The organism is Pseudomonas sp. 3B-A001-10F (assembly GCF_056313565.1).
Window position 1 is genome coordinate 393086 of the sequence record NZ_JBQYFW010000001.1, and the last position, 13743, is coordinate 406828.

At 60.6% G+C, this 13743-nt stretch carries 11 protein-coding genes; all 11 read left to right on the plus strand.

Annotation, left to right across the window (positions count from 1 at the left end; all coding sequences use genetic code 11):
• Nucleotides 1-9: 9 nt before the first annotated feature.
• Nucleotides 10-1053 carry a PLP-dependent cysteine synthase family protein gene (locus tag AC0ZWN_RS01925; RefSeq protein ID WP_093437669.1) on the plus strand — a complete coding sequence of 348 codons (1044 nt, stop codon included), beginning with the start codon at nt 10-12 and terminating at the stop codon, nt 1051-1053.
• A 28-nt stretch (nt 1054-1081) separates the two neighbouring features.
• Entirely contained in the window at nt 1082-2242 is a 1161-nt protein-coding gene (locus tag AC0ZWN_RS01930) for an NAD/NADP-dependent octopine/nopaline dehydrogenase family protein (protein ID WP_093437664.1), read from the plus strand.
• Between the two features lie 36 nt (nt 2243-2278).
• Nucleotides 2279-4129, plus strand: a complete 1851-nt coding sequence (locus AC0ZWN_RS01935; RefSeq protein WP_093437659.1) for an IucA/IucC family protein — start codon at nt 2279-2281, stop codon at nt 4127-4129.
• Nucleotides 4130-4142: 13 nt separating this feature from the next.
• Nucleotides 4143-5384, plus strand: a complete 1242-nt coding sequence (locus AC0ZWN_RS01940; protein ID WP_476333856.1) for an MFS transporter — start codon at nt 4143-4145, stop codon at nt 5382-5384.
• Nucleotides 5385-5399: 15 nt separating this feature from the next.
• Entirely contained in the window at nt 5400-6575 is a 1176-nt protein-coding gene (locus AC0ZWN_RS01945; RefSeq protein WP_476333857.1) for an aminotransferase class V-fold PLP-dependent enzyme, read from the plus strand.
• A 94-nt stretch (nt 6576-6669) separates the two neighbouring features.
• Nucleotides 6670-7185 carry a sigma-70 family RNA polymerase sigma factor gene (locus tag AC0ZWN_RS01950; RefSeq protein ID WP_093437645.1) on the plus strand — a complete coding sequence of 172 codons (516 nt, stop codon included), beginning with the start codon at nt 6670-6672 and terminating at the stop codon, nt 7183-7185.
• Entirely contained in the window at nt 7186-8163 is a 978-nt protein-coding gene (locus AC0ZWN_RS01955) for a FecR domain-containing protein (RefSeq protein WP_476333859.1), read from the plus strand. It begins immediately after the preceding gene.
• A 97-nt stretch (nt 8164-8260) separates the two neighbouring features.
• Nucleotides 8261-10675 (plus strand): TonB-dependent siderophore receptor, encoded by a 2415-nt coding sequence (locus tag AC0ZWN_RS01960; RefSeq protein WP_476333861.1) that lies wholly within the window; start codon nt 8261-8263, stop codon nt 10673-10675.
• Nucleotides 10676-10737: 62 nt separating this feature from the next.
• Entirely contained in the window at nt 10738-11919 is a 1182-nt protein-coding gene (locus tag AC0ZWN_RS01965; protein WP_476333862.1) for an ABC transporter substrate-binding protein, read from the plus strand.
• Nucleotides 11916-12977 (plus strand): FecCD family ABC transporter permease, encoded by a 1062-nt coding sequence (locus tag AC0ZWN_RS01970; protein WP_077573294.1) that lies wholly within the window; start codon nt 11916-11918, stop codon nt 12975-12977. The genes AC0ZWN_RS01965 and AC0ZWN_RS01970 overlap by 4 nt, the downstream gene beginning before the upstream one ends.
• On the plus strand, nt 12971-13726 hold the full coding sequence (locus AC0ZWN_RS01975; protein ID WP_476333864.1) for an ABC transporter ATP-binding protein: 756 nt from the start codon (nt 12971-12973) through the stop codon (nt 13724-13726). The genes AC0ZWN_RS01970 and AC0ZWN_RS01975 overlap by 7 nt, the downstream gene beginning before the upstream one ends.
• Nucleotides 13727-13743: the final 17 nt, after the last annotated feature.

A 13743-nucleotide genomic window follows, 5' to 3' on the forward strand; every position in this document is an offset into this window, starting at 1 on the left:
ACAATTGCAATGATCTTGAATAAAGTCTCTGACCTTATTGGTAATACACCGATGTTGGGCATCGATGTTCCGGATACCAACGCGCGTTTGTTATTGAAGATTGAAAAGAACAATCCCGGCGGCAGTATCAAAGACCGCATGGCGCGCAACATGGTGCTGGCGGCGCTCAAGTCCGGTCGCCTGAAACCCGGCGGTGTGGTTGTCGAATCGTCGTCGGGCAATACCGGGATTGGCTTGGCCATGGCCGCAGTCGAGTTCGGCCTGCATTTCATTGCCGTGGTCGATCACCACGCCGCGCAAGACAAGATCGCCGTGATGAAGGCCCTCGGTGCCGACATTCGTTTCGTCAAAGGCACCTATCGCGAAGACGAAGTCGCGGTGGTCGAGCGCCAACAGATGGCTGCCGAACTGGCCAGCGAGATTCCCGGCGCGGTGTTCATGAACCAGTCCGACAATGCGGCCAATGCCGGCGGCTACAGCGATTTCGTCCGCGAAACCATTGTGCAGGCTGAAGGCGCGGTCGGCGCTTACGTCGGCTGCGTCGGCACCGGCGGTTCGATGACCGGCATCGCACGCGGCTTGAAAGTGCACAACCCGGACACCGTCACCGTCGCGGTGGAACCGGCCGGTTCGATTGTCTTCGGCCACCCCGGCTACCCGTACTACCAATCCGGCACCGGTACGCCGGCCGGCGACACCGTGGGTCTGGTGCTCGACTACAGCTGCATCGATCTGGGCGTGCAAGTCAGCGACTCGCAGGCGTTCGAAACCGCCCGCTACATCGCGCGTAACTTCGCCCTGCTAGTCGGCGGCTCCACTGGAGGTGCGATTTTCAAGGCACTGGAGTTGATCCACAAAGGCGTGCTGAGCGGCAACGTCGTGGTGCCGATTGCCGACGGTGGGGAGAAATACCTGCACACCGTGTTCGACGACAAGTGGCTGCAGGAGCGCGATCTGATCGACCCGAGCATCGCCCCGCAACTGGACGCCTGGCTGGGCAAGACCCACTGGCTGGACAGCGTTTCCGCGCCGCTGCAACTGAGCGTCGCATGACCCACCCCTCACACAGGAACGCCTCTCGATGAATCTGTTGAAAGTCGCCATCTGTGGTGGCGGCAGGACCGGCCATCTCAACGCCATCCTGTTCAAGCAGCTACCCAATGTTCAGGTTTCGATGCACACCCATAATCAGGAGGTCATCGAACAACACGCTCGCCAGACGCCGATGCAGGCGCTGCTGCCCGACGGCTCGACCCTGAGCGCCCGGTTGGATCGGGTGACCAGCGACGCGAAAGCCGCGGTGGAAGATGCCGACATCGTCATCATCACTGTGCCGGCCCATGCGCGCCCGCAAACATTGAAAGATATCGCGCCGCATCTGACCACCAGCAAACCAGTGTTCATCGGCGCTATTCCAGGCTTCTGCGGTTTCGACTGGCTGGCCGAAGCGACCCTGCCCGACCGACCGAACGTGGTGATCTGGGGCATGAAAGATGTGCCGCACACGGCGTTCGAATTGACCCCGGGACGCTCGATCAAAATGGGCGGCGGCAAAAGCCAGTTGTACGTCGCTACCCACGCCCGGGAGCCACAAACCGCGCGCCGCCAATTGGAAAAAATACTCACGCGGCTGTACGGCCCGTGCGTGACGATGCTCGAGCACTTTCTGGAAATCACCCTGACGCCGGGCAACCCGATCATGCACAGCTCGGTGATCTACGGCCTCATCGGCCCCTACGGCCAGTGGCACCGCAAGATCTTCCCGCAGCGCATGTGCTGGTGGACCGAATGCCCGGAACTCGGCGCGTACTTCCTTGAACGCATGGATCAGGAAAGCCAGGAACTGTGTGCGGTGATCAGCCAGCGACTGGGCATCGACCTGTCTTCGGTGAAATCGCTGAAACAGGAAATTGTCGAGGCTTACGGTGAGCAGATCCGCGACCCGAGCAGCATGCTGTCGATCCTGCGCACCAATCAGGCCTACAACGACATCCTTGCGCCGATGGTACCGGCCGCGGACAACCGCGCCGGTTACGTGATCGAGCGCGAGAGCCGTGCCTTCAACGAAGACGTCGCCTACGGCCTGGTGCTGCTGGTGGAAATGGCCAAGCGTTTCGACCTCAAGGTGCCTTACATCGAGGAAGTCCTGCAGTGGAGCGTGGCCTACATGGAAGGCCTGCGCGACTCGGCACTCGACTATTTCCCGCGCCAATGGCCGCACACGACAAGCGCCGCCGCTTGATCTTCTTATTCAATTTTCGACGAGCAGACCGCTGATATGGATGACTTCAAGACACTGATCGCCTACTCCCGCAAAAACGCCATGCGCCGTCTGGTGCGTTGCCTGTTTGCGGAAAACATCCTCGACCGAGCGGCCCTGAGCTTTTCCGTCGAGGGCCACCAGGCCACGTATCCGCTCAAGGGCGGCCGCGCCCACCTGGCTTTTTCCGACATCGCCAAAGGCCCGGCCGATACCGTGGTCAACGACGGCGACGTGGTGTTGGTCACCGATGAAGGCGTGCGCCAGGTGATCACCAGCCACCAGGACATGCTCGATGTGCTGCGCGACAGTTTCGACTTCGCCCCGACCGACGAAGGCGTGGCCGGGCTCAAGTCCGACATGGAAAACAGCCTGACCAACGACGCCCACGCCCGTCAGCATCGCCAGCACTGGAACGCCCGACTGGCACAAGCCGCCAAGGATCAAGGACTGCACAGCTTTACTGATTACTTGCGCCAACACGCCAAAACCAAGGACGCCGCGATCCTGCTCGACCAGTGGGGTTCGCTGGAAGGCCACCCGTATTACCCGACCTGGAAAGCCCGCCCGGGCCTGACCGATGAAGAGGTCGAGCAACTGTCGCCCGAGTTCAACGCACAGGTGCCGCTGCGCATCGCCGCACTGCGCGCCGACAACGCGAAAAGCGAAAGCATGCCGCACGTGATCGATTACCGCGCCTGGTTCGCCGAGCATTTCCCGACGCAATGGGCGCAATGGAAAGCCTCGCTCAACAGCAAGGGGCTGGACGAAAACCAATGGCTGCCCTTGCCGATCCACAGCTGGCATTTACAAGCCTACGTGCTGGAAACCTTCGCGCAGGAAATCGCCGACGGCATTCTGATCACCGATGGCCCGGACCTGCCAACCCTGCCGACCATGTCGTATCGCACGATGATGCCGCTACTGGACGAATCCGCGCCGCTGATCAAACTGCCCATCGCGGTATGGATGACCAGCGAACTGCGCAGCCTGCAAGCCAAGTCGATTCACATGGGTCCGCGCATCAGCACGGTGATTAGCAAGATTCTCGAGACGGAAAACGGCTTCGATCAGCGCCTGGAAATCTTTCCGGAAGAAATCGGTGTGCGTTACAAAAACGCGGTGACGCAGGACGATCACCCGGGCCGTCATCTGTCCGTGGTTTATCGCGCCAGTGCGCCAGCGTTTGAACGCAACGATGAATGCCTGCCGATAACAGTGGCTTCACTGTTCACCCGTTTGCCCGGCAGTGGTCGTCCGCTGTTCACCGATCTGATTGAACGTGACGGTGTGCGCGCCAATGCTGCGCAGGTCGAGAGCTGGTTCCGCGAGTACGCGAAGGTGGTGACTCACCCGGTGGTGGCGATCTACTTGATGTACGGCATCGGCCTTGAGGCGCACCAGCAAAACACCATGGTGCTGTTCTCCCCGGATGGCAAAGCACGTAGTCTGCTGATTCGCGATTTCGGCGATGGCCGCACTTACGCGCCGTTGCTCGAGGGCCGTGGTTACAGCCTGCAACCGCACGTGCAGCCGGGTATTCTGCCGACAGTATTCTCCGGTGATATCGAGCCGGTGCGCATGTTTGTGCTCGACGCGGCGTTCCTCACGCACCTGCATGAAATGGCCCTGTGGCTGAACAAGGAATACGCTTTCAACAACACGCGGCTATGGCAAATCTTGCGCGAAGAAACCGACCTTGCCTTCGAAGCGGTGCGTGACCGGGTCGCGGCAGACGTGTGGGAAACCGAGCACAAGGCGTTCGTCGAAGAGCCATGGCCAACCCGTTCGCTGTTGCGCATGCACTTGATGCAGTACAGCAACTATCGTTTGCAACACACCCTGACCAACCCGCTCGCTAGCGTTTAACCGAGGCTGACTCATGTCACAAGCAGGTGCCATCCAGGGTTCGAGAGTAAGAATCCTGATTTATCTTCTATTTGCGATCCAGTTGGTATCGATGGGCGCGATGGAAATGAGCGGGCCGTTCTGGCCTGTCCACCTGCGTGGGCTGACGACGTCAGAGTCGCTTTTCAGCTTCGCCAGCATCGCCGTGTACGTCGGGCCGATGCTGGGCATTATTCTCACCAGTGCATTCTGGGGCCGGATCGGTGATCGCTACGGCCACAAGTTGATGATGATCCGCGCCCTCGCCGGTTTGTCGTTGACCCAGCTTGGGCTGGCCCTGTTCAGTGATATCTGGGTGATTCTGATCCTGCGCTTTCTGCAAGGCGCGTTTGCCGGCTATATCGCGCCGGCACAGGCCTACGGTGTCAGCATTGAAGCGCCGTCGCGGCGCGCACGGCTGTTCGCCATTCTGCAAATCTCGACCAACGTCGGCTCGCTGCTGGGTGCGGTGGTCGGCGGTTTGATCCTCGATTACGCGACGTTCTTCTGGATCAACATCATTGCTTCGGCGCTGTGTGCGGTGTGTACCGTGATCGCCGCCGTGACCTTGCCGGACGTGCCGCCGGTAAAGAAAGCCGTGGCCGTCGACAAAACTGCACCGGCGCGTTCCGGCAGCCTCTGGCAAGGCTCACCATTGCTGTCGCTGCTCGGTGTGATGGGCATTCTGTTGCTGGCGCGGATGCTGCCGCAGACCTCGTTTTCGCTGTATGTCAGCTCGGTGTTCGAGGTCAGCAATTCGGTGGTCGGCCTCTGCTACGGCTTGCTGGCGCTGGGCTTCATTCTGTCGGCCACGGCGTGGTCGCGTTATTTCGAACACCGTGGTCAGCAGGACACCTTGCAGCGCATGACTTACGTGGTCATCGGCTGCATCGTCCTCACTGCCGTGGCGGGAATCACTCACAACCCGCTGGTGTTCGTCATTGCCTACTTCATTTGGGGTGTGTTGCTGGGTGCGACTACACCGGTGTTGATGGCGCTGATCTCGAAGACCGCCGACAGCTCGCGACAGGGTCATGTACTGGGCATCGCTCAGGGCACTGCGCAATTCGCTTCGATTGCGGGGATTTCCGCCGGCGGCCTGCTCAGTCAGGTCTACGGTTTGCAGTACACCTATCTGTTTGTTTGCCTGGCTTACGTCGTCGCACTGATCCCGATCGTCGCGTTGCGCTACTGGCCGGCGGTGATGCAACCGAGCCCAGCCCCAGACGGGGAATGATCAAGGAGTCTGCTTTTGAACATTGAACAACTGCGCGCCGACACCCCCGCCGTCGCGCAACTGATCCACTTCAACAATGCCGGCGCGGCGCTGATGCCCGCGCCGGTGATCGAAACCATGACCCGTCATATTCAGCTTGAAGCGAATCTGGGCGGCTACGAAGCCGCCGGGCAACAATCGGCCGAAGTGGAAAATGTCTACGCCGCCATCGGGCAATTGATCAACGCTCAGCCTAACGAAATTGCGGTGATCGAGAACGCGACCCGCGCATGGGATATGGCGTTCTATTCGTTGCCGCTGCAACCCGGCGATGTGGTGCTGACGTCGACCACCGAATACGCCGGCAACTACATTCCCTATCTGCAAATGAAGCAGCGGCGTGGCATCGAGATTCGGGTCATCCCCAACGATGAACACGGCCAGGTTTCCCTGTCGGCGCTAACGGCAATGCTCGACGATGATCGGGTCGCGCTGATCTCGCTGCCGGTGATCGCCACCAATGGCGGCCCGGTGCAACCCATCGAGCAGATCGGCGCCCTCGCCCGTTCGGCTGGCGTGCTGTTTCTGCTCGATGCCTGTCAGGGTGTCGGGCAGATGCCGATCGACGTGCAGAAAATCGGCTGCCACATGCTCGCGGCCACCAGTCGCAAATACCTGCGCGGACCGCGCGGGATGGGCTTCTTGTATGTCGAAAAGTCCCTGTGCCAGAACCTTGAGCCGGCGTTTCTCGACTTGCATGCCGCCTCATTGCAGGACGCCCAGACTTTCAAGATCCGCGCCGATGCCCGACGCTTCGAGAACTGGGAATGCAACGTCACCGCCAAACTCGGCCTCGGTGCGGCAGTGGAATACGCGCTGGCGCAAGGCATCGAACCGATGTGGCTGCGGATTCAGCAACTGGCTGATTACCTGCGCCGACAACTGACAGATATCCCCGGTATCACGCCGCGAGACCTCGGGGTGCAGAAGTCCGGCATCGTCACGTTTACTCATCGCGACAGCAGCGCCACGCACGTTCAGCAGTGGCTGACCGGCCAGGAAAAGCGCATCAACGTCAGCACCTCGACGTTCCGCTCGACCCTGCTCGACATGCAGCACAGGGACTTGCTGGAGGTCAGCCGTGCGTCGGTGCATGCGTACAACACTGAGGCGGAAATCGACACAATGGTTGCTGCACTGCGCGGTTTATAGGGCGCCTGAACAGGACGCCAATCGGCGCTTGCGTCAAAGAGGGGTTGTAAACTAGCATTGGGAATACTTCTCAATTGCATGAAAATCTGCAGCCATGAGCGAAACCCTTCCCGCGAATAATGCCAATCACCTGCGCGCGATCGAAGCCCTGTACAGCGGCCATCACGGCTGGCTGTACGCGACGCTGAGAAAAAAACTGGGAAACGCCATGGATGCGGCGGATCTGGCGCAGGACACCTTCACCCGCATCCTCGCCTCGCAAGTCACCGTCATTGAGCAGCCACGCGCGTATCTGAGCTGCGTGGCCAAGGGCATTCTGGTCAACTGGTATCAACGCAAGGCGCTGGAACGTGCCTATCTGGAAGCCCTCGCCCATGTGCCGGCGCCGGAAGTGCCTTCGCCAGAATTGCGTTTCATGGTGCTGGAAACCCTGCACGAAATCGACGCGATGCTCGACGCCCTGCCGCCGCTGGTCAAACGCGCCTTTCTGTTGTCGCAGATCAGCGGGCTGAAATACGACGACATCGCCGAGCAGCTGGGCGTATCGCTGATCACCGTCAAACGCTACATGAAGCAAGCCTTCGTGCAGTGCCTGTTGCTGGTGGAGTGAATGCTCAGCCGCCGCCATGAGCCGCATCTCGATCACCAGGCCTTGGAAGAAGCCGCCGACTGGTTGATCCGCATGAGTGAAGGCGAACTCAGCGACAGCGAACGCGGCGAATGGGAATACTGGAAAGCCAGCACGCCCGAGCGCGGTCGTGCCTGGGCGCGGGCGCAGTTGTTGCAGAGCAAACTCGGCGGCCTGCCACCGTCACTGGCGATGTCGGCGCTCGATCGCCCGAGCAGCCCGGAGCGCCGTGTGGCGCTGGGCAAACTGGCGATGATTCTGGCGATCCTGCCGGCCGGCTGGGGCAGCTGGAAGCTGGCCGAAACCCAACAATGGTCAGCCGACTATCGCACTGCCGTTGGCCAGCAACGCGAGCTGACCCTGGCCGACGGCTCGAAAATCACCCTGAACACCGACACCGCCATCGACGTGCTGTTCGACGCCGATCAACGCCTCATCCACCTGCGCGAAGGCGAAATACTGGTGCAGACCGCGCCGGACATTTCACCGTTGGCGCGACCGTTTCTGGTCAGTACCCGTCAAGGTCGGATGCAGGCGCTGGGCACGCGTTTCACCGTGCGCGAACTGCAACCGCGCACCCACCTCGCCGTGCTGGAAGGCGCGGTCAAAGTCGAGCTCGCGGACAATCGCCAGACCACGCCGCTGATCGTCAACGCCGGTCAACGCACTGATTTCTCTTCCTACACCTTCGGCCAGCTCAGCGTTGCCGACCGCTACGTCGGCGCCTGGAGCCAAGGCATGTTGATGGCTGACAAGATGCGTCTGGCCGATTTTGTCGACGAACTCACGCGCTATCGCCGCGGCTTCGTGCGCCTCGATCCGGTGATTGCCGATCTGCGCATTTCCGGCGCCTACCCGATCAGCGACAGTCAACGCACCTTGAACATGCTGGCGCAAACCTACCCGATCCTCGTCAGCGGCCATTTGAATGGCTACTGGGTCATGCTCTCCCCGGCCTGAGTGAAAAAATAATTGCCGCTGCGGTGATACTTTTTTCGATCTCGACTGGCTATTGGGGAGAAACACCTTTTCGTCCTGTTTATAGGCTCATTCATCCATGCTTGCCGCACGCCATCTGCGCCCGGAACGTCAGCTCAAACCCGTTGTTCGCAGTGCGTTGCTAAGCCTTGTCCTGATCGGTGCCGTTTGCCCGTTTGCCTTGGCCGCCGTGCCGGTGCAACTGGACGCTGTCGCGGTTCGTGCCTACAACATTCCCGCCGGGCCGCTGGGTGCGACCCTGTCGAACTTCGCCGTGGACGCCAACATTGCCCTGTCTTTCGAGCCCTCGCTGGCCGAAGGCCTGACGAGCGCTGCGCTGATCGGCAATTACTCGACGCAGGAGGCGGTCAATCGCTTGCTGGCCGGCAGTGGCCTGGACATGGTCTTGCGCAGCGACGGCAGCTACACATTGGTGCAGCGCCGGGTGACGCTGGATGAAACATCGATCATCGGCACCGAAAAGCGCGCCGATTCCCTGCCAGAAGTGTATGCAGGTGGACAAGTGGCCAACGGCGGGCGCCTGGGCATTCTTGGCAATACGGATGTGATGGACGCGCCATTCAGCGTCAGCACCTACACCTCGGCGCTGATCAAGGATCAACAGGCCGTCACCGTCGGCGATGTGCTGGAACGTGATTCTTCGGTGCGTTCCACTGGCCAGACCGGAGGGATTGTCGACTCGTTCTTCATCCGTGGCTTTCCCGTCGGCGAAGGCAACCTCGGTGAACTGGCCTTCGACGGCGTTTACGGTGTGGCGCCCAACTATCGGGTTTTCACCGAATACGCCGAGCGCATCGAACTGGTCAAAGGCCCCGGCGCCCTGCTCTACGGCATGTCACCCAACAACGCGGTGGGCGGCGTGATCAACGTGGTGCCGAAACGCTCCCTCGATGAAGACCTGACCCGTTTCACCGCCAGTTACGCCATGGATGCTCAGGCCGGTGGCCATCTCGATGTCAGTCGACGTTTCGGTGAAGAGCGTCGTTTTGGCGTGCGCTTCAACGGCAGTACGCAACTGGGCAACACGGCGATCGACGATCAATCGCGGCATGTCGATATTGGTGCGATCTCTCTCGATTATCAGGGTGAGCGCCTGCGCACGACCTTCGACTGGCTTAGCCAAAAAGAAAGCTTCGACGCTGCCTCGCGGCCATTTCTCATTGCTTCGGGCGTGGACATTCCTTCCGCCGCCAACGGTCGCAGCAACGTCAGTCAGGATTGGGGCTGGTCGAAAACCCGTGACAAATCGGCGCTGCTCAGCGGCGAATATGACCTCAGCGACGCATTGACGGTGTTCGCCCATGCCGGCGGCGGCAAATCGGATGTGGCGCGAATGTCCGACCAGACGCCGACCATTATCAATGCCGCTGGCGACACCTCGTCGATCCCCGGCTACTACAAGTTCGAAGTCGAGCGTTACACCGTTGATGCCGGTGCGCGGCTGCGCTTCGATACCGGGCCGATCAGTCACCGCACCACCGTGCAAGTCAGTCGCTATCGCGATGTATTGTCGCGCGGGATCATTTCCGGCGCACCGATTCTGTCGAACATCTATCACCCGGTGGATCGCCCGCAACCTTACATCCCCAAGCCGGATACGCCGAAAGTCTCGCAGAGCGAGCTGACTGGAGTGGCGCTCGCCGACACGCTGTCGATTCTCGATGACCGCGCGCAGGTAACCCTGGGCTTGCGCAAACAGAACATCAAATCCGACAACTACAACGCCGCCGGCGTGGTGACCACGTCCTACGACGACGGCCGGACGACCCCGTTGTTCGGCGCGGTGATCAAGCCTTGGGATCACGTTTCGTTCTACTACAACTACCTCGAAGGGCTGAGCAAGGGCGACATCGCGCCTTCCACCGCGTCCAACGCTGGCGAGATCTTTGCCCCTTATGTTTCCCGCCAGCACGAACTCGGGGTCAAAGCCGATTACGGCACGTTCACCTCCACCATCAGCCTGTTTCAAATCACCAAACCCAGCGGCGAACTGGCCTCCGGGGTGTTCTCGGTGCAGGGCGAACAACGCAATCGCGGGCTGGAGCTGAACGTGTTCGGCGAAGTCACGCCGGGCACTCGCCTGCTCGGCGGCGTGACCCTGCTCAATGCCGAACTGACGAAAACCGGCGTGGCCGCCAACCGCGGCAACAAACCGGTCGGCGTGCCCGAGGTTCAGGCCAACCTCTGGGCCGAATGGGACACCTCTTGGGTCGAGGGGCTGACACTGACCGGAGGCGCGATCCACACCGGCAGCCAGTACGTGAACCAGGCCAACACACAAAAACTCGATGACTGGACCCGCTTCGATGTCGGCGCCCGCTACAGCACGCGCATCGATGATCGACCGACCACGTTTCGCGCCACCGTGCAGAACGTGTTCGATCACGAGTACTGGTCGGGCGTCGCTTCCTACGGCGCGTTCTCCCAAGGCTCACCACGCACCTTATTACTGTCGGCGACTGTCGATTTCTGAAACGTTCAGCCGGACAGCGGTGTGAGCCGTTGGCCGAACTGACCTTTGCAAAGGCTTTGACCATGGTGATTTTCGATCGACGCAGCCTCGCGATGGCTGCGCTGTTACTGGCAGGACTGCTGAGCCTGTCTGCGCTGGCGCCGCGCAATGCAAACGCCAGCGAAGCGGATACGGCGCGCACCGAAGTGACCGATCTGCTCGGGCGCAAGGTCAAGGTGCATCTGCCGGTCAGACGGGTCATCCTCGGTGAAGGCCGGCAGTTGTATCTGGTCGCTGCACTGGACACACAAAACCCGATCGAACGCATCGTCGGCTGGCGCAAGGATCTGATCCAGTCGGACCCGGACACCTACAATGCCTACCTGCGACAATTCCCCGGCATTGCCAAAATCCCCACCTTCGGCGGCTTTGAAGAAGGCACCTTTGATATCGAACAAGCGATCTCGCAGCGCCCGGACGTGATCATCCTCAATATCGAAGCGCAGCACGCCACCGAAGATGCGCGCTATATCGAGAAGCTCGACGCTTTGGGCATCCCGGTGGTGTACGTCGATTTTCGCAACAACCCGATGCAGAACACCGAACCGACCATGCGCCTGTTCGGCAAACTGTTCGGTAAAGAGCAACGCGCCGAAGCCTTCATTGATTTTCGCAACCAGCAGATTCACCGCGTCACCGACGTCATCGAGAAACAGCACCCACCGCGTCCAAGCGTGTTCATCGAGCGCATCGGCGGCTACACCGACGATTGCTGCCTGAGTTTCGGCAACGAGAACTTTGGTCTGTTTGTCGACATGGCCGGCGGCAACAATATCGCCCGGGGGATTATCCCGACCACGTTTGGCCAGTTGAATCCCGAGCAGGTCATCGTCGCCAATCCGGCGCACGTGGTGGTCACCACGGCCAACTGGGAAGCCTTTGCACCCGGTGGCCATTGGGTCGGTGTCGGGCCCGGCGCCGACATGAACCAGGCGCGGAAAAAACTCGCGTGGTATACGCAGCGTCCGGCCTACGCCGGGATCAAGGCTCAGGAGACACAAGCCTTCCACGCCATCTGGCATCAGTTCTACAACAGCCCTTACCAGTTCGTGGCTATTCAGCAGTTGGCCAAATGGTTTCACCCGGAGCTGTTTGCCGATCTCGACCCGGACGCCTCCTTCCGCGAACTGCACGAGCGTTTTCTGCCCGTGCCGTATGAGTCGGGCTACTTCGTCAGCCTGCGCAATCCTGAGGTCAAACCATGAGTTCTTTGACCGACACCGTCGAGGTGCAGCGCGAAACCTACCGGCGACTGGTGCTGCGTAAACGCCTGATCCTCGCCGGGCTGGTCGTTCTGTTGCTGTGCAGTGTGCTGCTCGATCTGGCACTGGGCCCGGCGAGTTACAGTTTCAGCGAAGTGCTCGGCGCCCTGTTTTCGCCGGACAGCGCCTCGCCACAAGTGCGCGTGGTGATGTGGGACATTCGTCTGCCAGTGGCGTTGATGGCAGTGGCCGTTGGCGCGGCGTTATCGCTGGCCGGCGCGCAGATGCAGACCATCCTCAATAACCCGTTGGCCAGTCCGTTCACCTTGGGCATTTCCGCTGCCGCCAGTTTCGGCGCGGCGCTGGGCCTGGCCTTCGGTGTGGCGTTGTTCCCGCTGGCCGCGCAATTCATGGTGCCGCTCAACGCCTTCATCATGGCCATGCTCTCGGCGCTGTTGATTCACTTCTTGAGCATGCGCCGTGGCGTCACTGCCGAAACCATCGTGCTGCTCGGCATCGCATTGGTGTTCACTTTCAATGCGCTGCTGGCGCTGGTGCAGTTCTTCGCCACCGAGCAAGCCGTTGCCGCCGTGGTGTTCTGGACCATGGGCAGCCTGACCAAAGCTACTTGGCCGAAACTCGGGGTGATCTGCCTGGTGATCCTGATCACCCTGCCGATCTTCGCCAAACGCGCCTGGGCCCTGACCGCCCTGCGTTTGGGTGACGACAAGGCTGCCAGTTTCGGCATCAATGTGCGCAGCCTGCGCTTTCAGACGCTGATCATGGTCAGCCTGCTCGCCTCGTTTCCCGTGGCGTTCGTTGGCACCATCGGCTTCATCGGTCTGGTCGGGCCGCACATCGCGCGCATGCTGATCGGTGAAGATCAGCGCTTCTTTTTGCCGGCCTCCTTGCTCACCGGTTCGTTGATTCTCTCGGCCAGTTCGGTGGTCAGCAAGACTCTGATCCCCGGTGCGATTTTCCCCATCGGCGTGGTCACCTCGCTGATCGGCGTGCCGTTCTTCATTTCACTGATTCTCGGCGGGAAGAAAAACTCATGGTGACGCTGCAACTGGAAAATCTGGGCGCCCGCTACGGCCAGCGCGAGATCATTCGTGGCGTCTCGACGGCAACGTTTTTTGGCGGTCAGGTGGTGGCTGTGGTCGGGCCCAACGCGGCCGGCAAATCGACGTTGTTCAAACGCATGGCCGGGCTGATCGACGGGCCGGGTCAGGTCATCCTGAAAGAATCGAAAAAAGGCCCGACGGGTATCAGCTATATGCCGCAGGGCCTGAATGCCAGTGCGCGTTTGACGGTGTACGAATCCGTGCTGCTGGCGCGCAAGCAACTGACCCCGGGCTGGGTGGTCCACGATGATGAGCTGAAACTGGTCGACGAGATTCTCGCCGCGCTGGGCATCACCGGGCTGTCGTTCCGTAACCTTGGTGAACTCAGCGGCGGTCAGCAGCAGTTGGTCTCCATCGCCCAGACGCTGGTGCGCGAACCGGAAATCCTGCTGATGGACGAACCGACCAGCGCCCTCGACATGCATCGACAAGTGCAAGTGCTGAATTTCATGCGCAACCTCGCGCGCAAACGCGAGGTGATTGTGTTCATTGCCATCCATGATCTGAATCAGGCGTTGCGCTTCGCCGATCAGGTGCTGGTGATTGCCGATGGCACCAGTCAGGGCAGCGGCCCGAGCAATGAGGTGATCACCGAACAGATGCTGCGCGAGGTCTACAAGGTCGAAGCACGCATCGAGCAGTGCAGCAAAGGGCTATCGCATATCCTGATCGACGACATCGTCTGATCTCCCCGCCCCTGTAG

Bases quoted from the DNA above. Each gene is read 5' to 3' on its own strand.
- AC0ZWN_RS01925 (WP_093437669.1), top strand. From the start codon at position 10: ATGATCTTGAATAAAGTCTCTGACCTTATTGGTAATACACCGATGTTG.
- AC0ZWN_RS01930 (WP_093437664.1), top strand. From the start codon at position 1,082: ATGAATCTGTTGAAAGTCGCCATCTGTGGTGGCGGCAGGACCGGCCAT.
- AC0ZWN_RS01935 (WP_093437659.1), top strand. From the start codon at position 2,279: ATGGATGACTTCAAGACACTGATCGCCTACTCCCGCAAAAACGCCATG.
- AC0ZWN_RS01940 (WP_476333856.1), top strand. From the start codon at position 4,143: ATGTCACAAGCAGGTGCCATCCAGGGTTCGAGAGTAAGAATCCTGATT.
- AC0ZWN_RS01950 (WP_093437645.1), top strand. From the start codon at position 6,670: ATGAGCGAAACCCTTCCCGCGAATAATGCCAATCACCTGCGCGCGATC.
- AC0ZWN_RS01955 (WP_476333859.1), top strand. From the start codon at position 7,186: ATGCTCAGCCGCCGCCATGAGCCGCATCTCGATCACCAGGCCTTGGAA.
- AC0ZWN_RS01960 (WP_476333861.1), top strand. From the start codon at position 8,261: ATGCTTGCCGCACGCCATCTGCGCCCGGAACGTCAGCTCAAACCCGTT.
- AC0ZWN_RS01965 (WP_476333862.1), top strand. From the start codon at position 10,738: ATGGTGATTTTCGATCGACGCAGCCTCGCGATGGCTGCGCTGTTACTG.
- AC0ZWN_RS01970 (WP_077573294.1), top strand. From the start codon at position 11,916: ATGAGTTCTTTGACCGACACCGTCGAGGTGCAGCGCGAAACCTACCGG.
- AC0ZWN_RS01975 (WP_476333864.1), top strand. From the start codon at position 12,971: ATGGTGACGCTGCAACTGGAAAATCTGGGCGCCCGCTACGGCCAGCGC.